Origin of the sequence: Paenibacillus allorhizosphaerae (assembly GCF_042659105.1) — a bacterium.
Classification (GTDB): domain Bacteria; phylum Bacillota; class Bacilli; order Paenibacillales; family NBRC-103111; genus Paenibacillus_G; species Paenibacillus_G allorhizosphaerae.
This window is the reverse complement of record NZ_JBHSRV010000001.1, coordinates 533,775-560,157: the sequence shown is the minus strand read 5'-3', so window position 1 is coordinate 560,157 and position 26,383 is coordinate 533,775. Positions and strand designations below refer to the sequence as shown.

Below are 26,383 nucleotides of genomic sequence, written 5' to 3'. Positions count from 1 at the left end.
CACGGATGGTTCATGAACAAGGGAACGGCCATGACGACGTTATCCTCGAAGTTAATAACCTGCGGACGTACTTTCGTCTCGACGAAGGGCTGCTAAAAGCGGTGGACGGCGTGGACCTGAAGATCAAAGCGGGAAAAACGCTCGGCATCGTCGGCGAGAGCGGCTCCGGGAAAAGCGTCACCTCGCAATCGATTTTGCGAATTGTGCCGAAGACGGCTGCCGTGGAAGGCGAAATTAAGCTGCGCCGCCGAAAGCAGGGCAAGACCGAAATCGTCGATCTGGCACGCATGGAACCGGAAGGCGCCGATATCCGCTCGATTCGCGGTGGAGAGATCAGCATGATCTTCCAGGAGCCGATGAAGGCATTTTCCCCGATTCACACGATCGGCAATCAGATCATGGAAGCGATTTTGCTCCACCGCACGAAGGATAAGGAGGAAGCGAAACGGACGGCCATCGACACGCTGCGGAAGGTCGGCATGTCTAACCCCGAGCAGCGGTTCGGCGAATACCCGCACCAGCTGTCCGGCGGGATGCGGCAGCGGGCGATGATCGCTATGGCGCTTTCCTGCAGTCCGTCCATCCTGATCGCAGACGAACCGACGACGGCGCTCGATGTGACGGTGCAAGCCCAGGTGCTGCAGCTCATCAACGATCTGAAGCGGACGATCGGCACCTCCGTCATTTTCATTACGCACGACCTCGGTGTCATTGCCGAAATGTCGGATGAGGTGGCGGTCATGTATTTGGGGAAAGTGGTGGAGTACACGGACGTGGATTCGCTATTCTACGGTGCGCTGCATCCGTATACGCAGGCGCTGCTGCACTCGATCCCGTCTGTCGCGAAGCGCAATGCGCGGCTGGATTCCATCGAAGGCACGGTGCCGTACCCGATGAACTTGCCGAAAGGGTGCGGCTTTTATTCCCGCTGCAAACGGGCGCAGGATGGCTTGTGCAATAGGGAAGACGTGCCGCTCGTCGAAGTGAAGAAAGGCCATTACGTACGATGTCTGCTCGTCGAAACAAAAGCGCCGGCAGGGGTGGGAGGCTTGCATGGAGAACAATAGCCGCATTCTGGAAGTGACGTCGCTCAAAAAATATTTTCCGGTCAAGAAAGGGTTTCTGAAGCGAACGGTAGGTCACGTCAAAGCGGTGGACGATATTCATTTCTATATCAATGAAGGGGAGACGCTGGGGCTTGTAGGCGAATCCGGCTGCGGCAAGACGACGCTCGGGCGATGCATACTGCGCGCGATCGAGCCGTCGGAAGGCTCCGCGCTGTTCAAAGACCGGAAAGGGAATCACGTGGAGCTGACAGGGCTCGATCCGAAGCAGCTGCGCGCCATCCGAAGAGATATGCAGCTTATATTCCAGGATCCGTACTCTTCCTTGAATCCGCGCATGACGGTGCTGAACATTATCGGCGAGCCGCTTCTTTGCAACGGCATCGCCAAAGGGGATGAGCTGCGGGAGCGGGTGAAGCGGTTAATGGAGCTGGTCGGACTGAACAGCAGGCATCTGGAACGGTACCCGCATGCGTTCAGCGGAGGGCAGCGTCAGCGGATCGGCATCGCCCGCGCTCTGGCGACCAATCCGAGGTTCATCGTATGCGACGAAGCGGTATCGGCGCTCGACGTATCGGTGCAGGCGCAAATATTGAACTTGCTTCAGGACTTGCAGGAACAGTTGAATTTAAGCTACTTGTTCATTTCGCATGATTTGGGCGTCATCCAGCATATTTCCGACCGGGTCGGTGTGATGTATGTCGGCAAAATGGTGGAGATGGCCGAGACCGAAGCGTTGTTCAATACACCGAAGCATCCATACACGGAGGCGCTTCTTTCGGCAAAGCCCTTGCCTGATCCGAGGGCCAAATCAAAGCGCATTATTTTGGAGGGGGAGGTGGCCAATCCGGCCAACCCGCCGTCCGGCTGTTATTTCCACCCGCGCTGCAAATACGCCAAAGACATCTGCAAGCAAAAAGCGCCGGAATGGACGGAAGTGGGTAAAGATCATTATGTGGCGTGCCATTTGGCCGGGGAGCTTGAGCTGCAAGGGGTGCATTCGCAATGACGGCGATCGTCGTTATTATTGCCGCTACGCTGCTCTCACTGTTTGCTATCATGGCCGCCACGAGCTGGCTCATGACCCGGCTTATGAAAGCGTATGTCGGGTCGAAGCACGAGCTGTTGGAACAAATCATTCGTACGGAGCGGGTGCCTGAGCAATGGTCTTCCTCTTACGGCGGTGCGGCTGCCAACCTGGCAGGCCGCTCGGATGGTTCGACGGCCCCAGCGGACAGGAAGGAAGCCCGGAAATCCATACGCAAGCTTGATCGGCTCATCGGTTATGTGAGAACAACAAGACTGGTGGAGGATGAAGAAACACGTCAGACACTGCTTGCCGACCTGTCACGCATCCGATCGCAATGGGGGGAAGGCCGCCGCCATGAACAGCCTGCCGGATCGCAGTAGTAAGAGACGGTTATCCGCCATCCTCGCTTACTTGCTAAGCGCCTTTACAGGGGCGTTAGGGCTGCTCAACTGGATTGTTCTGCGGGAAATGCTGATGACGATTGTATCGAACAGCTCGATCAGCCGCTGGTCATGGCAGGCGATCGATCAATTCAGTTTTTTGCTGCTCGGGATGATATGGCTGGCGTTTGTCTTGTATGTCCAGCATGACTACGTGAAGCGCGCCGAACGTCAAGCCATGTGGAGCATGGTTTCGATAATGACCGGCATTCAGGCGGTATTGCTCTTTTTATCCCACCTAATTCCGCCGGCAATTGGTATAATAAGGTATACGAGCCTGCAATTCACTATTGCCGGAGCGGAAGGGATAGCAGGGGCCGCGTTGTTGTACTTCGGACTCTACTTATCCGGAAAAGAAACGAAACGGAATCACGGGAAGGAGCGGTTGTGATGGATGTTGGCGTCGTTTCGCGCAGCTTTCGGCAGCTTACGAATCAAGAGGCGGCCGAGCTGATCGCATCGAACGGGTTTGCATGGACGGAGCTTTGTTTTTCCCAGACCGATTCGAACTACTGGGTATACAACGGGCGATCCGACTTGTCGGAGCTGACCGACGAACGAAGTAAGGAGATTGTGGGTACGTACCGAAGCCGGGGCATTTCGGTGCCCTCGCTTGGTGTATTCACGAATTTGCTTGAGCCGGACGATGAAGAGTGGGAGCAGAACCTTGCGTACTTCGAACGGCATATGCAGATCGCTTCCCTCAATCAAATTCCTTACGTCGCGACGGAATGCGGCTTTGTAAAAGGGGCGCGTGGCGTTCATGCGGACAAATATGAGTCGGCTTACCAGCGCTTGGTGGACAGCTTCAAGCGGCTGGCGGCCATGGCGGAGCAGTACGACGTTCACGTGGCACTGGAGCCTTGCGTGCTTGATGTCGTACCGAGCGCGAAGCGGACCGCCGATTTCATCAAGGAGGTCGGCTCGGACCGGGTGCGCGTGCTGCTCGATCCCGCTAACCTGATCGCCAACAGCTCGGAGGAAGACATGTACCGCTATTTGGCGCCGCATATTGCTTATTTCCATGGAAAAGACCGCAAAGTGAACGACGCGTACGGTCGGGCGGTCGGTGACGGGGATATCGATTGGCCGTTGTTTCTGAAGCTGTATCACCAATACACCGAAGGCGTTCCGTTTATATTGGAATACGTGACCGCCGATAATTTTTGCGAAATACGCGACCGCGTGCTGGAAGCTGACAAGAAAAGCTCATAACCGCAACAATGAAAATCCATTCGTACGATACGAAAGTACATTTCTTGAAAGAACGGAAGACGAACTTCCGGTTCAAACTTACGGTTGGAATGAGGCGATTCCGGTGGAATTCAAATTAACGAGCAGCCAATTTATGAAGGAAGCGGCGTTTCCTTTTTGGATACATCGCTTCTTTCACGACCATGCGAACACCCCTTCCGCGCATAGGCATGATTTTATCGAACTCGTCTATATCGTTTGCGGGGAAGCGGAACACGTGTTCGAAGGGGAATGCTACAACATTCGCGCAGGGGACGTATTCATCATCAATCCCGATGAAGTTCACGCCTACCGGATTGAGCCGGGCAAGCGGCTTGAAATTATTAACTGCCTGTTCCTGCCGGAATTGATTCAGGAAAGCTGGCTGCGGGAGCTGGGCATTTCCCAATCGATGGATTACTTTTACGTGCACCCGTTTTTGGATAAAAGCGAACGGTTCCATCACCGTTTGAATTTGCGCGGACAGGATGCGTCGCGAACGCTTGCCCTGCTCGAAGGCATGATTCAGGAAACGGACCGGCGGCAATCCGGTTATTCGACGCTAATCCGCATTCAATTGGTGGAGCTGCTCATTTTGCTCTCGCGTTATTACGGGCAGCTGTATGCTTTGAACCGGCAAAAGCCGCAGCGCGAAAGCGATCACCAGCTCATCGTCCGGCGCATCAGCGGATACCTGGAAAGATATTGTGACAAAAAAGTATCGGTACCGTCCATTTGCGAGTTGTTCAACGTCAGCACGCGTCAGGTGAATCGCATTTTCAAGAAAGAAACGGGCCTGACCGTCATCGAGGCGGCGCATCAAATCCGCGTCGAAAAAGCGAAATATTTACTGGAGGAAACCGATGAGAAAGTAATTACGATTGCCGGGAGAGTCGGATATGACGACCCCGCTTTTTTCAGCCGGTTATTCCAACGGCTCGTCGGCTGTTCGCCCGGCAAATACCGCGAGCACCACATTGCGACGAGAGCGACCGGCCATCTCAGTCAGACGTAGAGGGGGAGCTGGAAGTGGAGGGAACCGGACGGATGAAAAGAGGCATTACCATCGCAACGCTGTTCGTGCTGCTGGCGGGCGCGACGTTGACAGGTTGTCGCGAGCCGGCCGAGCGAACTTCCGAACAGCCGGTTCCTGAAAAGGACGCGACGACAGGCTCCGCTCCCGCGGCCACACCTCCCGTCATTACGGAGAAGGGGCTTAAGCAATCGCCCCTTCTCGATGGCAAAGGACTGCCGGACATTGCGGAGCGGCTGCCGAAAGAGCCGAAGCTGACCAACGAGATGCCGCCGGAGCTGCTTACGTATCAGATCGGAAGCTACGGCGGGACGCTGCGAACGGCTAGAACGGATGTGAATACGGACAATACGGTATTCATTATCGAGAACGAGCCGCTCGTCAATACCCCGGGACTTCTCGGCAGCGAAGTGACCGGCAACGTATTGAAAAGTTACCAAGTGTCTGATGATCAGAAACAGTTCACCTTCCGCATGAGGGAAGGTTTGAAATGGTCGGACGGCCAGCCGGTCACGACGGAGGACGTGAAGTTTGCCGTCGAGGACGTGCTGTTAAGCGAAGAGTTGACGCCGGGCGGTTTACCTCCGTGGCTGAAAAGCGCCGCCGATTCTGCAGGGGCGCCGATGGCATTTGAAGTGATCGACGATTATACGTTCAAAATCAGCTTCGACAAGCCGTACGGCGGATTTTTGATGCAGCTTGCGGTTCAGGGCTGGAGAGGCTATAACGATTTGCTGAAGCCGAAACATTATTTGAAGCAGTTCCATGCGAAATACACGCCGCCGGAAAAGCTTGAGCCGCTGATCAAGGAAGCAGGCTTTCCATCGGGCGATTGGGCGAAGCTGTTCAACCTGAAGGATATCATCAATACGGAGATTACCCATCCGCAAGCCGTCGGCTTTCCTGTGCTTTCTCCATATATGCAGGTGAAAGCGGGCGACACGATCGAGTTTGAGCGCAACCCGTATTATTTCAAGGTCGATGCGGCCGGGCAGCAGCTGCCTTATATCGATAAGCTGCGAAGCAGTCTTGTGCAAAATGTGGAAATGGTTATCTTGAAGATCATGTCCGGGGAAATCGATCATTCGTACGAATATGTGACGATCCCCAAGCTGCCGCTGCTCAAGGAACAAGAAAAGAAAGGCGGATATACGCTATATTTGACCAAACTGCACCGGACGGCGAACGACATTCATTTGAATTTGACATATAAGGACCCGGCTTGGCGCAAGGTAGTGCAGGATGTAAGATTCCGCAAAGCATTGAATCTGGCGCTTAATAAAAAGGAAATCGTCGATTCCGTCTTTTTCGGCATGGCAAAGCCTTCGCCGATTCAGGATACGACGTTCGATCTGAAGGAAGCGAACCGGATTCTCGACGACATGGGCATGACGAAAGGCGCGGACGGCTTCCGGGTCGGTCCCGACGGCAAAAAATTCGCGATCCCGTTTGAAATCTCGTCCAGCAATCAGGATTTTATCAAATTAGGCCAGGTCGTGACCGAGCAATGGCGTCTGCTGGGGCTCGACGTGACGATGAAGCAGATCGATTCCGCCTTATGGGACACGCGCAACAAAGCCAACGAGCTGATGGCGACTGTTATGTTCACACCGGGTCCCGTACAATGGTCGCGTCAGGAATGGGGGCAAAACATATGGGCGCCGCTTTGGGACCGGTGGTGGAATACGGGGGGCAAGGAAGGGGAAGAACCGCCGCCCGAGGCGAAGGCGTATTTGCAGTCGATCTTCGAATTGCGCGAAGTCTCACTGCAGCAGGCGGAGAAGAAACGCGATGAAATCAGAGCCAATCTGGGGTGGAATCTGTGGTACTTCGTTCATGCGGAGGACGTCGTGCTGCCGGTCGCCGTCAATTCGCGCATCGGCAATTTCTCCGATAAGGGTTGGGGCATCGCTTATAATTTTGCCGGGGAACAATGGTTCTTCAAGAAATAAGATGCGAGGAAGAAGATGTCCGAATACGCTATCAACTTAGCGCAATAGGCCATGAGACGGGCGGGTGAGGTTGCTACAATAAATGCATGCGGAATGCAAAAGCTCATTCGAATATATTAAGCGGTTTCAATCAAAGGAGGAGAGCAAGGATGACACTACAGGTTGGCGTTGTCGGCGTCGGCAACATCGGCAGCACGCACGCATCCGTCTATAAGGAGAATCCAAAGACGGAGCTGGTCGCAGTATGCGACATTATTAAGCAGAAAGCCGATGCGGCTGCAGAAAAATTCGGCGCAAGAGCTTTCTACAGCGTGCGGGAAATGCTGGAGAGCGGCATACGACTAGATGCGGTTAGCGTATGTACCAAGGGGGAGGAGAACGGCGGCGAGCATTTCGCACCGACGATGGAACTGCTCGAAGCGGGCATTCCCGTACTCGGCGAGAAGCCGATCTCCAATCGGGTCGAGGAAGGCAAGCAAATGGTGGAGCTTGCGCGAAGCAAAAAAATTCCGTACGCGGTGAACTTGAACCATCGGTTCACGCCTGCGGCGCTGCGTGCCAAAGAATGGGTGTCGAGCGGGCGGCTCGGCCAATTGCACATGATCAACATGCGGATGTGGATCAACAACCCGGTTGAAACTTCCCCATGGTTCCATCTGCGCGCGCTGCATCCCCATTCCTTCGACGTCATCCGTTATTTTTGCGGTGATGTGAAGAAAGTGGCCGCTTTTATGATGAAAGGCGAAGGCCGCACGATCTGGTCGAATACGCAGGTGCTTTTGCAGTTTGAGAACGGCGCCATCGGCAATTTGGTCGGCAGCTACGATGCGGGCAAAAGCTATGGGCTTGAGCTGTGCGAAGTGGTCGGATCGAAAGGACGTTTCGTCCTGGAGGATGCGTGCGAGCATTTGACGTTCTACCCGAGAAACAGCATCGAGACGGAAACGTACAACTACCTCGGCGGGATGCGGTCGTTCCCGGAAACGTTCAAGAGCCGCATCGGCGATTGGGTGAACCAGCTTGAAGCGGGCGCCGCATATGATCAAATCAACGGGTCGGGCGAAGATGCGCTGAAAGTGCAGATGATTATTGAAGCGGCGATTCAATCCTGGGAAACCGGTGCGATTGTCGAGCTGTAGAACTGGCGGTAAAACAAGCGGGCAACGGAGGGGAAATATGATAAAGCTGGGCGTGAATACGGTACTGTTCAAAGAATTTGATTTCGCTACGGCCGTCAAGCATATCGCATTAAGCGGCTATGACGGGGTGGAAGTATCGGCGATCAAAGGGATGTGCGAGCATCTGGTGCTCGACGAATGGGAAAAGCAGGCGGCGGAGTTCAGGCAAATTGTAAGCGATCACGGCGTGCAGTTTTTATCAATGGAAGTCGCTTCGTTGGACGAAACACGGCTGCTCCGCGCTTTTGAAGCAGGAGCCGAAATCGGCATCCCCGTCATCAACGTCGGGCCAGGGGGCAAATCGGGCGTGGAGGAGGATCTGCAAGCATCCATCGAGAAGCTTGCCAGATTGTCCGAGAAGGCGGAAGGATATGGCGTGACGCTCTGCGTCAAGGCGCACGTGGGGAACGCGATCTACAATACGCCGACAACGCTTCGCGCCATGCAGGAGATCGCATATGCCGCATTCGGGATCGATATGGACCCGAGCCATATTTACCGCGGCAACGAGAACCCCGAAGAGGCGCTCCCGCAAGTGCTGCAGCGCGTGAAGCATATCCATATCCGGGATTGCAAAGGCAGAACTTCGGGGCCCGGTTCTATCGCCAATCAGGCATGCGGACGCGGCGACATCGATCTGGCGGCTTATTGCAAAGCAATGGTCGACGGCGGTTATGACGGTCCGGTCTGCCTCGAAGTTATCGGAGCGAAAGGCCATTCGCTGGCCGAGGTATCCATCGTGGCCGCCGAAAGCTACGGCTATTTGAATGCGTGCCTCAAAGCGCTCGGCGCAAGATAATACGAACGGAACGAATTCCCGAAATCCGGTACAGAAAGGGCAATGACGATGAAAAAGAAACCGAACCTGCTGCTATTCGGCATCGACAGTTTGCGTCGAGATCATATGAGCGCCTACGGTTACCAACGCCTGACGACACCGCATATCGACAAGCTCGCGCAGGGCGGAGCGCTGTTCGAGAACCATTTCAGCCCGAGCGTGCCGACCACGCCGGGATACGCTTCCATGCTGACGGGAATGGACTGCTTCGGATCGGATGTCGTTGCGCTGCGGCATAAAGGTCCGCTCGGCAACCACGTTGCGACGCTGTCCGAGGTGCTGGGCGATAACGGATACAATACGACATGCATCGGCTTTACAGGCAATCCGTCCTCCCGTGGATTTCAGAAGTATATGAACTTTGAAGGGTGGGGACCCAATGAAACCGGCCGCAGCCCCAAGGCGGAAAATCTCAACGCCGTCGCGATCCCGGAGCTGAAGCGGCTTGCGCAGGAGGATCAGCCTTTCTTCCTGTTCCTGCGCCATATGGACCCGCACTCGCCTTATTTGCCGCCACGGCCGTACGAAAGAATGTTTTATGACGGAAACGAATGCAGTCCGGACAACGAGTCGTTAAAAGGACTGTACGAATTCAAGCCGTTCCGCGATTATTTCGCTTCGTGGTTCCCGGAAGGATGCACGGATTCGGACTATATCGACGCCCAGTATGACGGCGCGATTGCCTATATGGATGCATGCATTCAAAATATACTGACGACCGTCGAGGCGCTTGGCATCGAGGAAGAAACGCTCATTATCATCACTTCGGATCACGGGGAAACGTTGAACGAACATGAATGCTATTACGATCATCACGGCCTGTATGAGACGAATCTCGTCGTGCCGCTGATCCTTAAATATCCAGGCAAAGTGCCGGAAGGAAAGCGTTATTCCGACTACAGCCAAATAAAAGACATTATGCCGACGATCCTGGATTTGCTCGAAATCAAGACGGATATCGCTTTCGACGGACGCAGCCTGCTGCCGCTGCTCGAAGGGAAAGAACGGACTCGCGAACCGGAATTTTATATTACGGAGTGTACCTGGATGCGCAAGCATGGATGGCGCACGCCGGAGTGGAAGCTGATTCATGCGCTGGAGCCGGATTTTCACTTCAAGCCGGAGATCGAGCTGTACAATCTGATCAAGGATCCGCAGGAGCTGCACAACGTAGCGGAAGAAGAGCCGGAAATCGTGGCCTTGCTGGAATCGAGACTGCAGGCGCACATCGCGAAGAGGGAAGCCGATACGGGCCGCACCAACCCGATGTATACGAATTTGGACTGGCACGGCAAAGGCGGCGGACCGTTCCAATCGTCGCAGCAAGCTTATGACTCGATGTATATCGGCTCGCCGAAAACGGCGCAATCGCTCCAGGCGAAGGCAGGCAAAGCAGAAGTCAAATAGTAGCGGATTACCGAGTTGAATATTCAGATGAAAAATAGGGCTGATGCAGCTCTATTTTTTTTGCGTTTCTGCCAAGAAAATTATGCCAGTAGCGGAGGAGAGGTCGATTATAAATATTTTTTCCTTTGAAATGGGAAATATCCTGTGGGATCTTAGATATGTAATGCAGCGCTGTTTAATTTCAGTTCATATTGCCGTAGTACTCTCTTGATGCCCGCACGGGCACATCCATTGATTTGAGGTGAATTACAATTAACAAAGAAAACAACAAAGCGCTCGTCCTTACCGGCCTCCTGATCGGCATCATCTTCGCGGAGCTCGACGAAACGATCGTATCGACGGCGATGCCGACAATCATTCGCGAGCTGCACGGCTTGCCCTTGTATGGCTGGGTTGCCGGCGTGTACATGCTTGCCGTGACGATGTTCATGCCGATTCTCGGCAAGCTGGCCGATTTGTACGGGCGCAAACGCGTTTATTTGAGCTGCATGGCACTATTCATCGCCGGTTCGATCGTCAGCGGTCTGGCTCCGTCGATGACGGTTCTATTGATCGGCCGCGGAATACAAGGGATTGGCGCTGGCGGGCTGATGCCGCTCGCGCTTGTCATTATCGGTGAGACGTACCCGCTGGAGCAGCGGGCCAAAATCCAAAGCTTGTTCGGCCCGATGATGATCATTCCTCAACTGCTCGGACCGACGGTTGGCGGTTATCTTGTCGGCCATGTCAATTGGCACTGGGTGTTTTTGATCAATATCCCTGTAGGCCTTGTCGCCGCGGCCGTGCTCTCCATAGGCATGCGGGAATCGATAGGTGAAGAGAAACGATCGATCGATTGGGCAGGGGCATCGACGCTTGTACTTGCCTTATTATCGCTGCTATTGGCGCCGGTGCTCGTTGACAATCAAGGTTACGCTTGGACATCTCCCGTTATTATCGCGCTGCTGGTGCTGTCTTGCGTATTGTTCGCCCTGTTGATTCGGATCGAGTCGAAAGCGAAGGAACCGATCATACCGCTACATTTATTCCGAAACCGGAATGTCGTCGTACTTTCCGTGTTGGTATTCACGCTGATGCTGGGCATTATGGGAGTCATTGCGGCGTTTCCGTTTTACGCCCAGAACGTCATGGACCTGACGCCGACAGCTTCCGGCTATCTGACGCTGGCTTTTATGGCGGGAGCGATCCCGGCCAGCGTATTGAACGGATTTTTGATTACGCGGATCGCGTACCGCAAATTGTTCATCGTCTCGTTCACGCTTCCGGTTGTCGGTTTTTTGCTGCTGTCGCGGATTCACGTCGATACGAGTGTCGTGTACATCGTCGCCAGCTTCCTGATTCTCGGTATCGGGCTAGGCGCCTTGTTCGGCGGAGACAATCTGATCGTTCAAGAATCGGTCGACAAGAAGGATAGCGGCATCGCATTGTCTACGGTGCAGTTAATTCAATCGCTCGGGGCGACGATCGGCTTGAGCGTATTCGGCAGTCTGTTATCCAATCGCATCAGAAGCGGAGTTGCCGATTTGAACGAGCAGCTTCCGCCCGGAACGCTGGATCATGTGGAAACCGGCGGCATTCCGCTGGGACTGCCATCGGAACTGGTCACGCAAGTGAAGCTTGTTTTCGCGCAAGCGTTCCAGAGCATGTTCTCGATTTCGCTCGTGTTCGTGGTCGCGGCATTTTTCATTTGCTGGTTTTTGAAAAACGAGGTGCTGTCTTCCGATCGGACGGAAGCCGCTCAAGCGAACAGTTAAGCTTGCAGGCGTTATTCAATGGGATGGGGGGGGGCTGCTCATATTTATGCAGACCCGGTAAGTCAGCATAATGAGGCGTTGCAACGGCTAAAGAGCTGAGGGTGTTCGGTTTTAGACGGCCGATGGGACCGATGCTGTTTGAAGATTTGGGACTTAATCCGGCCAAGGGGTTGAGAAGATCAGTAAAGTTAAATCGTTCGACGTCATTTCGCAAGAAGTGCTGCCCGATTACGATGCCGATGCGATTTTCATCGTCGTCAACAATGAGGACGGCGCCAAAAAATTGTATGCGCAGCTGCAATCCAGCCCGATCTGGCAAGGCTTGAAAGCGGTGAAAGCGAACCATATATACCCGATTCCCGATCAGCCGTGGCTGGATTACTCGGCAATGGGCAATAAAATGTTGCTAGACCATGCAGAAAAGCTGTTTTCCAAATAATTGACAATCAAGCGACTCCTATATAGGGTCGCCGAATTCCAGCTTGCGGTGAACGGATCGAAGGAAAAACAATATACAATACAACGAAAAACGCAGGGCCGTTGAGCGCCCTGCGTTTTTCGTGCGGATGTTCAATTCACTTCAAGCGCTGGCCTTGCGCAATCGCCGCCGTTCCGCCGCGTGAATGTCGGATTGGGAGCGGGAGCGGGACAGCCGGAACGATACGGCTGCCGTGCCTGCGGCAACGGCAACGCCGGCCGCGCCGATCCAGGTTATCGACGACAGCGACGACTGTTCCACGACAACGCCGCCGATTCCTGCGCCGGCAGCCATCGCAAGCTGCAGGACCGAGGTATTCAAGCTCAGCATAATGCCGGATGCGGCCGGAGCTAGCGTAATTAAGTAATACTGCTGAGTAGGACCAGACGACCAGGCGGAGAACGCCCAGATCATAAGCAGCGGGATCATGGCGGCTGGGGATTTGGCGCACAGCGACAGCACTACCAGCGCTGCGGCATGAAGCAGCATGCCGCCGATCAGTGTGCGGGGCACGCCCCATTTGTCCGTACCGAAGCCGCCTAATTTCGAACCGAGCAAGCTCGCGATGCCGAAGGCGAACAAGCTGGCGCTCACGCCTTGTTCGCTCATTCCCGTAACCGTAAGGAGAAACGGAGAAATGTAAGTATAGGCGATGGCATATCCGCCAATCCAGAAGAACGTCACGAGCAGCGCTATAATAATATTCGGCTGTTTCAGCAGAGCCAATTGATCGCGCAGCGGCACCGGCTCTTCACCGTCCGTCCGCGGAATCGTGAAGGCAATCGCGACCATGGCGACGATGCCAAGCAAACCGATCCCGCCGAAGATCAGCTTCCAATCATACATGGAAGCAACGACTCTTCCGATCGGAACGCCGACGATGAGCGAGGTGCTAAAGCCCATGACAAGCGTCGCGATGGCACTGCCTTGCTTCTCGGGAGCCGCCAGTTTGGAAGCGACGGTGAGCGCGGTAACGACGAATACGCCGGTGCTGATCGCAAGGACGATTCGCGAGGCAATCAGATATTCAAATCCCGGGAGCGCAAGGGCTGCTCCGTTGCCGATGGCGAATAAGCCCAAAGCATAGAGCAGCAGCTTGCGCCGCTCCATGCGGGCCGTTAGGGCCATAAGAATCGGAGTCCCGAACGCGTAGGCGAGCGAAAATACAGTAATGAGCTGACCTGCGGCCGAAACCGACACACCGATATCTATAGCCACTTTATCCAGTATTCCGGCAATGATGTATTCCGACGTTCCAACCAAGAAGCTGACAACCGCCAGCATATAAATTTTCCACGCATTTGACATGTTGCATGCGCTCCTTTCTCCACTCCGTTAATATTATATTTCTAGAAATATAGAAATAAAGATGAAAAAAATTTAAGTAAGCAAATACGGTGCGTACTTTTGGGCCGCTTCACGGTTCACGCTGTAATATATATAAGTACCGTCCTTGCGGAGATCGAGCAGTCCGCAATCCGTCAACTGTTTCAGGTGGTGGGAGAGCGTCGATCCGGCGATGGATTCAAGCTTGCTCTGGATATCGGAGCAGCACAAATTTTTCTCCTCCGTAAGCAGCATTGCAATTTTGAGCCGGGTCGGTTCTCCGAGTGCCTTATATATTTTGACGGCTTGCCGTACTTCTGCATTATCCCGAACCATCGTCATCACCTTGCCGTAGTCTTATTTCTATACTTATGGAAATAAACAATAGCATACCATTTTTCAATTGTAAAGAGCTTTATTCCAAAACATATTCGATATGAATAGTCATGCAAAACAAGGAAACATTAATCTGGAATAATCTAAACGTGAGGCAGGTGTTACGATTGAGTTCAACTCATCATCCGAAGCTGACATCAGCAGAGATTGCAGGTTTATGGATGCAGTACATGAATGAAACGGCTAGTCTTTACATGAACAAGTTTTTGCTTCAAAACTTGAACGATGACGACATACGAGCCATTTATGAATATGCAGTCCACTTGGGGGAACAGCACGTCGAAAAGATCCAATCCTTTTTTGAAAGCGAGAGCTACCCCATTCCCGAGGCTTTTACGGAGCAGGATGTGAGCACAAAAGCACCTAAGATGTTCTCGGATCCTTTAGCTCTTCATTATTTAAACATCATGTCCATCCATGGCTGTCATGGCTATAGCGGCGCCATTACGACGTCTTCCAGGAAAGATGTAAGGGAATATTTTTCGGAGTGCCTCGCATCTTCGGTTAAATTATGCAACTGGACCAAAGACCTTTTAATAGACAAGGGGATCTATTTCCGTCCGCCGGCGATCACGCCTCCCGAAAGGCCGGAATTTGTGCAGAGCAAAAGCTTTGTGGCCGGATTGATCGGCGAGAAGCGGCCGCTCACTTGCATTGAAATCACGGATATTTTGTTCAATTTGAAAAAGAGCATATTGGCCAAAGCGGTGCTTGTCGCATTTCATCAAGTTGGGAAGAGTAGTATTGTTAAACGCTTTTTACTGGAGGCCATTGAAGTCAAAGAAAAACATATTGAAACGTTTGCTGCGACGCTTGACGACGATAATCTTCCCGCTCCGCCTACGCTGGAATCGGAAATTACCGACACGATGCTTTCTCCCTTCTCCGATAGGTTGATGATGTTCCAGGTAGGATTTTTATTTTCAAGCGCTATGGTGTATTACGGATCGGGTCTCGCTTCTTCGCCGCGGAAGGACCTTGTTGCCAAATATATGATGGCGATCGGTGATGATATGAAAGTTAGCGCGAATTGGCTGAGGGTGATGACGGATCACGGCTGGATGGAGCAGCCGCCGCTTACGGAAAACCGAAAAGCGCTGGCCATGGCGAGTAAAGCGTAACCTGCTGCGAGCAGAGGCCAGCGGCAGTTTGACCGGAAGCCTCTGCTCATGAAGTGTCATGTCAGCAGCCGATGCGCGAGCGGCAGTTCGCCAATGAAATACGTTCCCCCAGCCTCATATGTTTCCCCTGCCGCAGCCGTATATTGATCAAATATTTGAGGATACAGCTTCTGCATTGTAGCGTCCCGATGCTGCAGCCATACGACAGAGCCGTTTTTCCTTCTTCCGGCTTGTCCGTACCGGAACGTCTTGGCAATATCGTGAATGGTCATGGCCAGCACCGTGTCCGGTTCACCGTTCGTCCCCGAAGCGCTGTGAATGTACGCGTAGCTTGCGGATTGATCGTTCTCGATCAAGTCGGTCTTGCTGCCGTCCGTAGCGCTGGCCTCGTACGTCTTTCCCGATCCGGTCACAAGTTTATTGGCGAATGTCCCGGCCGCCGGGAACATCATCCCGTAGCCGGTAAAAATAAAGACGGACCGCAGCCATCTCACTTTCACTTTCACGGAAACGCCACTCGTGCTGGCCGTATGCACGCAGTCGATTTCAGCGACCGGGTTCGCCGGGTCGTTCGGATGTTTGGCTATCATTTGCTGCACGATTTTGACCGAACGCACGGGGCGAAACGTCACATCGGCGGTCCAGGCCGAAACTTCCGTATCGTCAAAATAAACGCGTTGCGAACCGCCTGTATAGACGGTACCGACGTTCACATGCTCGGGCAGCCAATGATTGGCGAAGCCGGAGCCGGCAGGGGATACGTTCAGCGCGAACTCCTTGTTACTCCACGAATGCAGCGCTTCAAACAGTTTGACCGGATTGTTCACTTGAACCGATGTCGAGTCGTACAGCAGCGCCGTCCGGTAAGGTTCGTCCTTGGAGGCGGAATTCGCCGCGTTACGGACCCATCCTCTAGATGTGCCTGCTCCGCCGGAAGGGGGGTGGGTCGGATCGTCGCCTTTAAACGTTGCCACTACCGTATGCGTACCGTCCGAGAGTCCCCTTGCAACCGGTCTGCAACCGTAATTTCCACGCAGCTCCGGCTTAGGAACCGCGTCGATGTGGGTGCTGATCGAAGCGGCCATGCTGCCGTCCACCGCAAATTCCCATACTCCGCCCCGGTTGTCGGTATAATGCTGAAAGTCGAAACCGGTACCATTGAATGAAAACGAAAACGTAGCTCCCGCTTGCGTCGTATAATCGTTCGGCGGAAAATTGGTCACCCAGTTGCCCGTTTTCGCCGCATAATCGATGACGCCCGCAACGGTTGACGTCGAACTGAGAATGGAAACCGCCCCGTTTTGGAGCTTGATGAAGTCGTCGTTCGGATCTTTCATGAAGGCGTAGTGAGCGCAACGTTTTCCTTTGAACGGAATGAGCACCTCGATACTGCGATTGCCGGTAACTTTGACGTACAGCTGCGTCGCCGTCTCGTTATGTTCGCGAAGAAGCTGTACGAAGTCTACTTGAGGTGCAGGAGGCGATGTGCCTGGAAGCGGGTTGTCCGGAACCGGATCGTAGGTATTGCTGCTAACGGTTGAAGCCGACAAGCCGGATGCAGAATTGTTAGCCGTTGCTCCGAATGCCGTGCCGCATACGAACGCCGCCCCAGCCATGCCTGCCGATGCAAGCAGCGCTCTCCTCGTTAATTTTTTGCCGGGTAGCTGTTCATCGTGATCGCCTTCCGTTTGTTCATTGCCACTGTGACGTATCGTCAATCGTCCCACTCTCCTTTTCGATGATTGCGGCAGCCTCTGCATCCGAAATTGCCGCCGTGTACCGGTGCGATCATTTACAAATCTAGAGACATCATACCATCCGTTCATCGCGAATTTCTTTATACAATCTTCCGGATCTTTTGTATTTGTATTGCGGCAGCTCGTGGCAAAGACGTCTATAATCGTTTAATCCCTGTTCAGCGCCGGCCGCGCGTGTTAACATGAATTTACATTCAGCAAACGGAAGGGGTGAGGACAATGAAAAACGTACAATCGGATAACGCTTGTCCTCGCGCTGCAGCACGGTTTTCCTGGTAATCGGTATCAAGGTAACCAAGGGTTTTGCGCTCTGAGGGCAGGTCATCGCTTTCAGGGCTATTTTGTATGTTCACAAACGCAAACAATACGTCGGCTTCGTTCGTTTCGTATTTTAGCGTTGTTGAAACAGCCTCTGTTGCAGGGGCTGTTTTTTTTTTGCAACGAACTTTGAAGGAACACATTGAGGGAGGAATCCGAAGTGGATTTGACGAGACTGGGATGGAACACGGAATTACACGAACAATTTGGCGTATATGCCGCACAAGGATATGGTTGCGGACGTATCGCCATCGAACACAAAGGGCTGTACCAAATTTGGACGGCCGACGGGGAACGCACAGGCGAAATTAGCGGGAAGATGAGACATCAATCGACCTCCCGCGATCAATACCCTGCCGTCGGCGACTGGGTGGTCATTCAAGATCGCGGGGGTGAACACAAAGCGACAATTCATGCGATTTTGCCGAGAAAAAGCAAGTTTTCGCGCAGGGCGGCAGGCAATAAGACGGCAGAGCAAATCGTAGCGGCGAATGTCGATACTGTTTTCTTAGTCAATGCGCTAAATAACGATTTCAATCTCCGAAGAATCGAACGATATTTGACCTTGACTTGGGAGAGCGGGGCGAACCCGGTCATCGTGTTAAGCAAAGCGGATTTGTGCGCGGATGCCGACAAAAAAGCGGCGAGCGTTCGCAGCATCGCCCCGGGCGTGCCTGTCCATGTCATCAGTTCGATCCAAAAGGAGGGGCTGCCATCGTTATCCGGCTATTTGGCCCAAGGGCAAACGGTTGCGCTGCTCGGTTCCTCCGGGGCCGGGAAATCTACACTTATCAATTGTCTTGCCGGTGCAGACATTCAAAAAGTGAACGATGTGCGGCAAGGCGATGACCGCGGCAAGCATACGACCACGCATCGCGAGCTCATCATGCTTCCGGACGGCGCTTTGATTATGGATACGCCCGGTATGCGCGAATTGCAGCTGTGGGAAAGCAGCGACGGACTCGCCAATGCATTTGAAGATATCGATACGCTTGCGAAAGCGTGCTACTTTAACGATTGCAGCCACCGGCACGAACCGGGATGTGCGGTACGTCTCGCGCTCAAGAACGGTACGCTGGAAGCGAAGCGATTCCGGAGCTATCAAAGCTTGGGGGCGGAATTAAAGCATTTGTCCCGCAAAATGGAAAAAACGATCCGGAGCGTCGAAAAAGAGAAGGGTAAAAAGTACGCTAAACAAATGTTGGAGAAAGAAAAAGGAAAACGGCATGCCGCTTTCCGCGATGAGTACCGAAAAGGAAGATGATTCGGGCAAGCAGCAATGCATGAATGATAGAGGAGGTCCAACGTGAACATATGCGTCGGTGGTCTCGGGTAGGTCGGGCTGCAACCGCTGTCGTCATGGCATGCAGCGGGTTCAGGATGTATGGGAAGGAACGATAGCCCGATGGAGTCATTCTAATATCGGATGATGCGCGATATGTTAGGAGGAGGTGACCGCTGCGGGAATGCGGCGGCAATTGCAGGCGAAAGGGAGCGAGTACATGGCTAAAACGGTCGTTATCGCATGGGCGTTCTGTTTGATGCTGTTCTTTGCTATGACAGATGAGGTCCGTGCGCAGCAATTGAAGTCCGATCACGTGACCATGGGTGCCGAACATTCCGGCCATATGCATCCCGAAGCGGCAAATCAAGTTCAATCGGCCGGTTCAGGCCGGTTCTCCATGCAAAAAGCAGCGGATTCACCTGGCATGCTGCCGGTCAGCGTCGTTTCTCTTATTGTAATGGGCCTCGCCAGCCTGATGATTACGGTAAAAGTTAGAATGAAAGGCGCGAGCCTGCCCCCCATGTCCGGCATGATGGCCGCCATGTCCATCGGCATGACGTCAAGCGTGACGATTGGAACGACGGTCGGTTTAATGATGGCGGAAATGTTGGTACCTACCGCGATTGCCGTAGCCTTCGGAATGGCTGCCGGATATTTCTCCGGCCAGCCGTATGGACTGCTGGCTTCGATGGACGGCATGTTGGCCGGCCTGATGGGCGGCATGATGGGAGCGATGCTTGGCGTAATGGCGGCGGGCGAACATCCGGTATGGACGGTGTTATTTATGGATCTCGTTTTTTTGATACTGTTGATTCCGCTGTACGCTTTGCTGAAAGAAAAGAACAAGGTCTGAACGATGCGACGATTACAGGTTTAATACAGGATACTATCGTTGGACGGTTGTGTTCATGTCAGTCAAATGACGTGAGACATTCATGAATGTGGGCAAAGACAGTTATCCCGGCGGCTGTTATGCTTATTATCATCATCGAGATATTTCGGAAAATAAACGTTATCCGAAGGAGTGAACCGTACTTGACGAATGATAGCCGGGAATTGGAACAGGAAGCTGTGTCTCACCGTCTTTGGAGCAGAAGGAAGCTGCTTGCCTCGCTTGGCATGCTCGGAGCATATGTGGCTGCGTCCGGCGCAGGATCGGCACAAGCCGTTACGGTTGCCGACGCGGTATATACTCCGGAGAATCCGCCGCCCCATCCGCATAAAGGACAAAATGAATCGTGGATCGATATTACCCGCCCCCCGTACAACGCCCGTCCCGGAGGAGAATTCGATAATTCGGCGATATTTCAAGCAGCAATCGACGATGCCGCGAATGATGGGGCTAAAATTTATGTGCCAGCCGGCGATTATTTGCTTGCTTCCGGTTTTGCGATTAACAAAGACCATGTCACCATCGAAGGGACCGGGAGACTCATACTCGGCCGTCATATCGAGCTTCTCGGCAATGGCTTTTATTGCAGCGGGCTGCGGTTCAAAGCGTTGAATACGACAAGCAGCATTCGCGGCCTCTTCGCCGCAACGGCGCAGTTGGAACGAGTCATCGAGCGGATCACGGTGGAAAACTGCGAATTTGAGCATTTTTTTTATGCGACTCATTTTCGCGGCACGGATCAGTTCCCGGTCAAAGACATTGTCGTAACCAACTGCAAATCGGTTGCGCCTGTAGGAACAAACGCAGGACATTTTCAGAACGTGTGCACGATGAACACTTATTACAGCGGGAACAGCTGTTATAACGGGCAAAATGCGACCAGCTACAATTTTTTCGGCGGCAACGGCAAGATCAAAATTATCGGCAACTACGATTTCAACAACTTGTACGGTTCCTGCGAAATCGAAAACTCCCCTGGTGCGGAAGTATTGATCGCAAGCAACAATTTTGAAAAGCAGCTGTGGATTGACGACAGCTCTAATGTAGTCATCGACGGGAATATGATCAAACAGCGAATATTCATCACCGTGCAGGATAACGATTGCGAGAATGTGATCATTTCCAACAACATTACCGACCGGATCTATGTCGACAAGTTCGGTACGTACCGCAACGGCAATATTAAAAACCTGGGTATATGGAATAACGAATTGACCGGCCCGGGCAGTTGGGGCATTTTCATTCGGGGGACGCAGGCCACTTCCTGCCGAATCGCGGACAATCGGATCGCGAGCGGTTTCACAAGCGGTTCGATCGGGATTGTGCGCGGGTCGGCGCTGGACTTGGACATTTGCGGCAACGACGTGAACGGGGCGATAATATTCAGCGGCTCCGGAGGGACAGTTCGGGTATACGACAACAAGCATTATACGTTATCCGGCCACAATGACGCATCTTCTTTAGAACGGTTGTTTCAATCATCCGGCAATGCGCTGAACGTGACCGACGTGAAGTTCGTTCAGTCCCAGTCCATGGTTGCAGCCGCCGGGGCCGCAGGTTCCGTCGCGTTTGCGTTGAATCCGCTCGCCGCCGATTCAGGGAAAGTCACGAAGTTGACGTTCACGGTATGCGTCAAGGGAGTGACGCAGCTATTCGATGCAGCTGAACAATCGGTCATCGTATCGAATTCGGCGGGGGAGACCCGTACTTCAGCCGGGACGCTCAACAGAGTTTCCATGGGACCGGAGACGCTGTTTCTTACCGCATATCATTGGAATGCCGAGAAGTCCGAGCTCGTTGTATCGGTAAGCAACCAAAGCGCAGGCTCGATGTCCGTCAGCATTTCGTTAATGGAATACGCAGCCGTAAAGGCGCCGACTTAGGATGGATGGAGGTAGCGTCAGAGAGGGTAATCGCTAATTCTGCATTAACGGAACTCAACGAAGAAGGATGCCTTGATACAAAAATGCCCTCACATCTCCTGCCGGAGAATATGAGGGTATTTTTTGTATGAGAGGAAAGCCGTTACCTCATACTGCCGATTACGAAAGCGTTTCTTCGTTGCTGTTCGCTGTAGCTTGCGCTTGCGCCAACTGCTGCTGGGCCGTTTCAAGCTGCTCTTGTGCCGATTGAATGGCTTGCGGATCAGCGCTCGCTTGAGCTTGATTCAATGCCTGTTGCGCCTGATTTACTGCATTTTGAGCTTGGTTTGCTGCGCTTTGCGATTGCTGCGCTTGTGCGGATTGCGTCGCTTGCGTAGCTTGAGCGCCTTGTGCTGTCGCACCGGCTTGGGTGTTAGCGGTTGCTTGCGTTTGGTTCAATGAATTTTGCGCTGCAGCAGCGTTAGCCGCATTTTGCTGTTCTTGATTAGGCACTGGTGGTCCCTCCTAAGTTTTGCCTGTACAACAAGGTTAATATGACCATCTACGAAGGGATTCATTCATCACAATTAAAAATAGGGATAGATGCGCTTGACAGCGGGCTTAGCTGTAAGCTATAGTTTTGGTTGACATGAAAGTCAATTAAAAAACGAGGTGATCGCCCTTTGCCGCGCAATAAAGAACAAAATGAAGAAATCCGGCGCCAACGGAAAGAAATGATCATGAAGGGCGCTTTAAAGGTATATGTGGAAAAGGGGTATGCGGCCGCAGAAATCGGAGACGTTGCTGAGCAGGCGGGTATAGCTAGGGGGCTTGTTTATTATTATTTCAAGGATAAGTTGACGCTATTTCGGGAACTGTTTCTTTTCATGTTTGAACAATCGAATAAACAAGTACAAATGCATTTTGAGAGAAACCTCCCCGTTCCCGTCATGTTGGAAAGTTTTGTCCGTTCCATGTATGACAACTTGATGGCGCAGCCGGACAGTTTTTTGTTTTTTATGCGCATGCGCCACGAATTGCATCAATTGTTCACGGCGGAGGAATTGAATGAATGGAAATGGCATCGCGATAATCTGAATATGATTCGCGAGACGATGCAACGAGGCATGGATGCCGGGGACATTCGCTCCATGTCTCCGCAGTTGCTTGCTACGCAATATTGGGGGGCCATGATGCACGGGATGATGCATCTGCGGCAGATGAATCTGGAGCTACAAGAGCAAGGCGTGAGCAAGACAGAAATTGAACGCATGTTTCATCGCGATATGGAGGATGCCGTTGCCTCCTGTATAGCTCTTGTCGGCCCGTCAAGCCGCGAAAAATCAAGTGGAGATGATAAAGCATGATCAAGTTGTTTCAATATTTGCGGCCCTACCGTTGGTCGATTGCCTTGGTGCTGCTGCTCATTTTCCTTCAATCCTTGTCCGATTTGTATTTGCCAACGTTGATGGCGGACATTGTGAATCAAGGGATTGTAAGCGGGGATGTGAGCCATATTTGGCGCATCGGCGGACTTATGCTGCTGGTAACGGCGCTAAGCGGAGGCTTTTCCGTCTATGCGAGCTACCACTCGTCCAAAATTTCCGCAGGCTTCGGTCGCATCGTCCGCGGCAAAACGTTCGCGCAGGTCGAAGACTTTTCACTGCAGGAATTTGATAAGCTCGGTACGGCGTCGCTGATTACCCGTACGACGAATGACATTACGCAAGTACAGCAAGTATTGCTCATGATGATGCGGATGATGGTATCCGCGCCGATGATGTGTATCGGCGGCATTATCATGGCGTTCTCAAAGGACCCGAAGCTGTCGCTCGTCATCGTGTGCGTCGTGCCGATATTGGCGCTTACGATTTTCCTGATTGCCAGGAAAGGCATGCCGCTGTTCAAATCGATCCAATTCAAGATCGATAAACTGAACCTCGTATTGCGTGAGAATTTGACCGGGGTCCGCGTAATCCGGGCGTTCAATCGGACGGAGCACGAGAAGAAGCGGTTCGATGCCGCGAACCTCGATTTGACGGAAACGGCCGTGAAAGTAAACAAAATTATGGCGGCCATGATGCCGATGATGATGCTGATTATGAACCTCACGTCCATTGCGATCATTTGGTTCGGAGGCCATCGTATCAGCACCGGCGATATGCAAGTGGGCGATTTGATGGCGTTTCTGCAATACGCCATGCAGATCATGTTCTCGCTCATTATGGTGTCCATGATGTTCGTCATGGTGCCGCGAGCATCGGCTTCAGCTGCGCGGATCAATGAAGTGCTGGATACCGTGCCTGTCATTACGGATCGCGATACGGCGCGAACTACGGCGCAGCGGGGCGGCCATGTTGTCTTCGATCGCGTCACATTCAGCTATCCCGGTGCGGAGAAGCCCGCCGTTTCCGATATCTCGTTCGAAGCAAAGATCGGGGAAATTACCGCGATCATCGGCGGCACGGGCTCGGGTAAAACGACATTGGCCAATCTGATCACCCGATTTTACGATATTGACGGCGGCCGCATTACGGTCGACGGCATCGATGTACGAGATATGACGCAGGAGGCGCTGCGGTCCAAGATCGGCTTCGTCCCGCAGAAGGCGGTACTGTTCACGGGGACGATTCGGGAAAATATCGCCTACGGCAAAGAAGACGCGGCGGAGGAACAAATCCGGCATGCCGCAGAAATCGCGCAAGCCGCATCGTTTATAGCGGAGAAGCCGGAAGGCTATGATGCCGTCATCTCGCAAGGCGGAGCGAACTTGTCGGGCGGCCAGAAGCAGCGGCTGTCCATCGCGCGGGCGCTTGTCAGAAAACCGGATATTTACGTATTCGACGACAGCTTCTCCGCGCTGGATTATAAGACGGATGCGAACCTGCGTGCCGCGCTTGCGCGGGAAACGACGGATGCTACGGTTATCATCGTCGCACAAAGAGTCAGTACGATTAAGAATGCGGACCGCATTATCGTTATGGAAGAAGGGGCCATTGCAGGGATAGGCAATCACGAGCAATTGATGGAGACATCCAAAGTATACAGGGAAATCGTGTCCTCACAGCTCGCGGAGGAGGAAATCGCATGAGTGAACAAAATAAACCGCGAGGAAATGACGGCCGACCGATGGGAGGCCCTATGGGGGGACCCGGACGCGGACCGATGGGCGGCGGCTTCGGGATGCCGGGGCAGAAGGCCAAGGACGCCAAGGGCACATTCCGCAGGCTGCTCGGCTATTTGAAACCTTTCCGCGTGCAGCTGTTTGCCGTATTGATTACTGCTGTGTTAAGTACCATATTCAGCATTGTAAGCCCGAAAATTATGGGGAAGGCTACGACCAAAATGTTCGAGGGCATATTGGCGAAGATGAATGGCGTTCCGGATGCGGCGATTGATTTTTCCTATATTTTCAATATCGTTCTGATCTTAATTGTTCTTTATGCGTTCAGCTCTTTATTCGCTTATATTCAGCAGTATTTGATGGCCGGCGTCGCCCAGAGGACCGTGTATCATCTCCGCAAAGAGGTCAAAGAGAAATTGACGCGCCTGCCGCTCAAATATTATGATTCGCAAACGCACGGCGAAATCATGAGCCGGGCCGTGAACGATATGGAGAACATCAGCGGGACGCTGCAGCAAAGCTTGACGCAAATGATCACTTCCGTGATTACGCTGATCGGCATCATTGTAATGATGCTGACCATCAGTCCGCTTTTGACGCTCATTCTCGTGCTGACGCTGCCGCTCAGCTTTATCGTCATCAAAGCGATTGCGGGCCGCTCGCAGCCGCACTTTATGGGGCAGCAAAAAGCGCTCGGCGAACTGAACGGTCACGTGGAAGAGATGTATACCGGCCATAAAATCATTAAGGCGTTCGGTCACGAGAAGAAATCCATTCAGAAGTTCGATTCGATTAACGACCGGTTATACGAATCAGGTTGGCGGGCGCAATTCATCAGCGGGATCATGATGCCGCTGATGACGGTCATCAATAACATCGGGTACGTGCTCATTTGCGTCGTTGGCGGGGTGCTGGTGACGCAACGGGCGATTGCGATCGGCGACATTCAGGCTTTTATTCAATATGCGCGCCAATTCTCTATGCCGATCGTGCAGACCGCGAATATCGCCAACGTCATTCAATCGACGCTGGCGTCGGCGGAACGCGTATTCGAAATATTGGATGAGACGGAAGAAGTGCCGGAGGCTGCGCAAGGAATCGTCGTGCAGGAACCTCGCGGCAATGTTCGTTTCGACAACGTCAGCTTCGGCTATAAGGAAGACGCGACGTTGATCCATCAGATGAATATCGATGTGAAGCAGGGGCAGACGATCGCGATCGTCGGGCCGACCGGAGCCGGCAAAACGACGCTCATTAATTTGCTGATGCGTTTCTACGAGATCAACGAAGGCGCCATCACCATCGACGGTAACAATATTGCCGGCATGAAGCGGGAGCAGCTTCGCCGCCTGTTCGGCATGGTGCTGCAGGATACGTGGCTGTTCAACGGGACGATCCGGGATAATATCGCATACGGCCGCATGGGTGCAACCGAGCAAGAAATCATTGAGGCCGCGCAAGCGGCGCAAGCCGATCATTTCATTCGTACGCTGCCCGAAGGGTATGACACCGTGTTGAACGAAGAAGCGTCCAACATCTCGCAAGGTCAGAAGCAGCTGCTGACGATCGCCCGCGCCATCTTGGCGGACCCCGCGATTCTGATTCTGGATGAAGCGACGAGCAGCGTAGACACGCGAACGGAAATTTATATTCAGAAGGCGATGCATGAGCTGATGAAAGGGCGTACGAGCTTCGTCATCGCGCACAGGTTATCGACGATACGAGACGCTGTTTTGATTCTTGTCATGAATCACGGCAACGTGATCGAACAAGGAAAACACGAGGAACTGCTTGCCAAAGGCGGCTTCTACGCCGAACTGTACAACAGCCAATTCGCTGAGGGGACGGTAGCTTAGACAAGCAGACGACGTACATGCAATGAAAAATGGAAACGG

The 26,383-nt window shown here is 53.1% G+C and carries 22 protein-coding genes and 1 pseudogene; 19 read left to right on the top strand and 4 right to left on the bottom strand.

Annotation, left to right across the window (positions count from 1 at the left end; translation table 11 throughout):
* The first annotated feature begins 5 nt into the window (after positions 1–5).
* From ACFQI7_RS02315 to ACFQI7_RS02260, 12 genes and pseudogenes are all read left to right on the top strand, one after another.
* On the top strand, positions 6–1,067 hold the full coding sequence (locus tag ACFQI7_RS02315) for an ABC transporter ATP-binding protein (RefSeq protein ID WP_218096788.1): 1,062 nt from the start codon (positions 6–8) through the stop codon (positions 1,065–1,067).
* Complete coding sequence (locus ACFQI7_RS02310; RefSeq protein WP_218096787.1) at positions 1,054–2,073, top strand: ABC transporter ATP-binding protein; 1,020 nt, start codon at positions 1,054–1,056, stop codon at positions 2,071–2,073. Before ACFQI7_RS02315 ends, ACFQI7_RS02310 begins: the two co-directional genes overlap by 14 nt.
* Positions 2,070–2,474 (top strand): hypothetical protein, encoded by a 405-nt coding sequence (locus tag ACFQI7_RS02305; protein ID WP_218096786.1) that lies wholly within the window; start codon positions 2,070–2,072, stop codon positions 2,472–2,474. The genes ACFQI7_RS02310 and ACFQI7_RS02305 overlap by 4 nt, the downstream gene beginning before the upstream one ends.
* Positions 2,449–2,925 carry a hypothetical protein gene (locus ACFQI7_RS02300; protein ID WP_218096785.1) on the top strand — a complete coding sequence of 159 codons (477 nt, stop codon included), beginning with the start codon at positions 2,449–2,451 and terminating at the stop codon, positions 2,923–2,925. Before ACFQI7_RS02305 ends, ACFQI7_RS02300 begins: the two co-directional genes overlap by 26 nt.
* Positions 2,925–3,749, top strand: coding sequence for a sugar phosphate isomerase/epimerase family protein (locus ACFQI7_RS02295; RefSeq protein WP_218096784.1), 825 nt, complete (start codon positions 2,925–2,927; stop codon positions 3,747–3,749). Before ACFQI7_RS02300 ends, ACFQI7_RS02295 begins: the two co-directional genes overlap by 1 nt.
* 103 nt (positions 3,750–3,852) lie before the next feature.
* Complete coding sequence (locus ACFQI7_RS02290) at positions 3,853–4,782, top strand: helix-turn-helix domain-containing protein (protein WP_218096783.1); 930 nt, start codon at positions 3,853–3,855, stop codon at positions 4,780–4,782.
* 14 nt (positions 4,783–4,796) lie between these two features.
* The gene (locus tag ACFQI7_RS02285; RefSeq protein WP_218096782.1) at positions 4,797–6,752 is read left to right on the top strand and encodes an ABC transporter substrate-binding protein; all 1,956 of its coding nucleotides are present in this window, start codon (positions 4,797–4,799) and stop codon (positions 6,750–6,752) included.
* Between the two features lie 149 nt (positions 6,753–6,901).
* Entirely contained in the window at positions 6,902–7,891 is a 990-nt protein-coding gene (locus ACFQI7_RS02280; protein WP_218096781.1) for a Gfo/Idh/MocA family protein, read from the top strand.
* A 37-nt stretch (positions 7,892–7,928) separates the two neighbouring features.
* The gene (locus tag ACFQI7_RS02275; protein WP_218096780.1) at positions 7,929–8,729 is read left to right on the top strand and encodes a sugar phosphate isomerase/epimerase family protein; all 801 of its coding nucleotides are present in this window, start codon (positions 7,929–7,931) and stop codon (positions 8,727–8,729) included.
* A gap of 48 nt (positions 8,730–8,777) precedes the next feature.
* Positions 8,778–10,175: a sulfatase family protein gene (locus ACFQI7_RS02270; protein WP_218096779.1), complete on the top strand. Its 1,398-nt coding sequence runs from the start codon at positions 8,778–8,780 to the stop codon at positions 10,173–10,175.
* Positions 10,176–10,420: 245 nt separating this feature from the next.
* Positions 10,421–11,929 (top strand): MDR family MFS transporter, encoded by a 1,509-nt coding sequence (locus ACFQI7_RS02265; RefSeq protein ID WP_218096993.1) that lies wholly within the window; start codon positions 10,421–10,423, stop codon positions 11,927–11,929.
* 83 nt (positions 11,930–12,012) lie between these two features.
* A pseudogene (locus tag ACFQI7_RS02260) lies at positions 12,013–12,368 on the top strand (ABC transporter substrate-binding protein); the annotation flags it as partial.
* A 141-nt stretch (positions 12,369–12,509) separates the two neighbouring features.
* Here ACFQI7_RS02260 and ACFQI7_RS02255 read toward each other — a convergent pair.
* Positions 12,510–13,715, bottom strand: a complete 1,206-nt coding sequence (locus tag ACFQI7_RS02255) for an MFS transporter (RefSeq protein ID WP_218096778.1) — start codon at positions 13,713–13,715, stop codon at positions 12,510–12,512.
* A 72-nt stretch (positions 13,716–13,787) separates the two neighbouring features.
* The gene (locus ACFQI7_RS02250) at positions 13,788–14,069 is read right to left on the bottom strand and encodes an ArsR/SmtB family transcription factor (protein ID WP_218096777.1); all 282 of its coding nucleotides are present in this window, start codon (positions 14,067–14,069) and stop codon (positions 13,788–13,790) included.
* A 110-nt stretch (positions 14,070–14,179) separates the two neighbouring features.
* Between ACFQI7_RS02250 and ACFQI7_RS02245 the strand changes: the two genes are divergently transcribed.
* A complete protein-coding gene (locus ACFQI7_RS02245) occupies positions 14,180–15,250 on the top strand; it encodes a DUF3231 family protein (protein ID WP_268966791.1) in 1,071 nt (356 codons plus the stop codon).
* A 56-nt stretch (positions 15,251–15,306) separates the two neighbouring features.
* Here the strand turns inward: ACFQI7_RS02245 and ACFQI7_RS02240 are convergent, their stop codons facing one another.
* Entirely contained in the window at positions 15,307–16,968 is a 1,662-nt protein-coding gene (locus ACFQI7_RS02240; protein ID WP_218096775.1) for a hypothetical protein, read from the bottom strand.
* 517 nt (positions 16,969–17,485) lie between these two features.
* On the opposite strand from ACFQI7_RS02240, the gene rsgA reads away from it, so the two are divergent.
* The 3 genes from rsgA to ACFQI7_RS02225 all read left to right on the top strand — a co-directional run bounded on the left by rsgA (position 17,486) and on the right by ACFQI7_RS02225 (position 21,385).
* The gene (gene rsgA, locus ACFQI7_RS02235) at positions 17,486–18,589 is read left to right on the top strand and encodes a ribosome small subunit-dependent GTPase A (protein ID WP_218096774.1); all 1,104 of its coding nucleotides are present in this window, start codon (positions 17,486–17,488) and stop codon (positions 18,587–18,589) included.
* 202 nt (positions 18,590–18,791) lie between these two features.
* Entirely contained in the window at positions 18,792–19,463 is a 672-nt protein-coding gene (locus ACFQI7_RS02230; protein ID WP_377516563.1) for a hypothetical protein, read from the top strand.
* A 182-nt stretch (positions 19,464–19,645) separates the two neighbouring features.
* Positions 19,646–21,385, top strand: a complete 1,740-nt coding sequence (locus ACFQI7_RS02225; RefSeq protein ID WP_218096772.1) for a glycoside hydrolase family 55 protein — start codon at positions 19,646–19,648, stop codon at positions 21,383–21,385.
* Between the two features lie 159 nt (positions 21,386–21,544).
* Here ACFQI7_RS02225 and ACFQI7_RS02220 read toward each other — a convergent pair whose 3' ends face one another.
* Complete coding sequence (locus ACFQI7_RS02220; RefSeq protein ID WP_218096771.1) at positions 21,545–21,877, bottom strand: hypothetical protein; 333 nt, start codon at positions 21,875–21,877, stop codon at positions 21,545–21,547.
* Between the two features lie 170 nt (positions 21,878–22,047).
* On the opposite strand from ACFQI7_RS02220, the gene ACFQI7_RS02215 reads away from it, so the two are divergent.
* Genes ACFQI7_RS02215 through ACFQI7_RS02205 form a run of 3 tightly spaced genes read left to right on the top strand, consistent with a single transcriptional unit; the run spans position 22,048 to position 26,344 of the window.
* Positions 22,048–22,731, top strand: a complete 684-nt coding sequence (locus ACFQI7_RS02215; protein ID WP_218096770.1) for a TetR/AcrR family transcriptional regulator — start codon at positions 22,048–22,050, stop codon at positions 22,729–22,731.
* Positions 22,728–24,455, top strand: a complete 1,728-nt coding sequence (locus ACFQI7_RS02210) for an ABC transporter ATP-binding protein (RefSeq protein WP_218096769.1) — start codon at positions 22,728–22,730, stop codon at positions 24,453–24,455. Before ACFQI7_RS02215 ends, ACFQI7_RS02210 begins: the two co-directional genes overlap by 4 nt.
* Positions 24,452–26,344 carry an ABC transporter ATP-binding protein gene (locus tag ACFQI7_RS02205; protein WP_218096768.1) on the top strand — a complete coding sequence of 631 codons (1,893 nt, stop codon included), beginning with the start codon at positions 24,452–24,454 and terminating at the stop codon, positions 26,342–26,344. Before ACFQI7_RS02210 ends, ACFQI7_RS02205 begins: the two co-directional genes overlap by 4 nt.
* Positions 26,345–26,383 lie beyond the last annotated feature (39 nt).

Bases quoted from the DNA above. Each gene is read 5' to 3' on its own strand.
- ACFQI7_RS02315 (WP_218096788.1), top strand. From the start codon at position 6: ATGGTTCATGAACAAGGGAACGGCCATGACGACGTTATCCTCGAAGTT.
- ACFQI7_RS02310 (WP_218096787.1), top strand. From the start codon at position 1,054: ATGGAGAACAATAGCCGCATTCTGGAAGTGACGTCGCTCAAAAAATAT.
- ACFQI7_RS02305 (WP_218096786.1), top strand. From the start codon at position 2,070: ATGACGGCGATCGTCGTTATTATTGCCGCTACGCTGCTCTCACTGTTT.
- ACFQI7_RS02300 (WP_218096785.1), top strand. From the start codon at position 2,449: ATGAACAGCCTGCCGGATCGCAGTAGTAAGAGACGGTTATCCGCCATC.
- ACFQI7_RS02295 (WP_218096784.1), top strand. From the start codon at position 2,925: ATGGATGTTGGCGTCGTTTCGCGCAGCTTTCGGCAGCTTACGAATCAA.
- ACFQI7_RS02280 (WP_218096781.1), top strand. From the start codon at position 6,902: ATGACACTACAGGTTGGCGTTGTCGGCGTCGGCAACATCGGCAGCACG.
- ACFQI7_RS02275 (WP_218096780.1), top strand. From the start codon at position 7,929: ATGATAAAGCTGGGCGTGAATACGGTACTGTTCAAAGAATTTGATTTC.
- ACFQI7_RS02270 (WP_218096779.1), top strand. From the start codon at position 8,778: ATGAAAAAGAAACCGAACCTGCTGCTATTCGGCATCGACAGTTTGCGT.
- ACFQI7_RS02255 (WP_218096778.1), bottom strand. From the start codon at position 13,715: ATGTCAAATGCGTGGAAAATTTATATGCTGGCGGTTGTCAGCTTCTTG.
- ACFQI7_RS02250 (WP_218096777.1), bottom strand. From the start codon at position 14,069: ATGGTTCGGGATAATGCAGAAGTACGGCAAGCCGTCAAAATATATAAG.
- ACFQI7_RS02245 (WP_268966791.1), top strand. From the start codon at position 14,180: ATGCAAAACAAGGAAACATTAATCTGGAATAATCTAAACGTGAGGCAG.
- ACFQI7_RS02230 (WP_377516563.1), top strand. From the start codon at position 18,792: ATGCGGCGGCAATTGCAGGCGAAAGGGAGCGAGTACATGGCTAAAACG.
- ACFQI7_RS02210 (WP_218096769.1), top strand. From the start codon at position 22,728: ATGATCAAGTTGTTTCAATATTTGCGGCCCTACCGTTGGTCGATTGCC.
- ACFQI7_RS02205 (WP_218096768.1), top strand. From the start codon at position 24,452: ATGAGTGAACAAAATAAACCGCGAGGAAATGACGGCCGACCGATGGGA.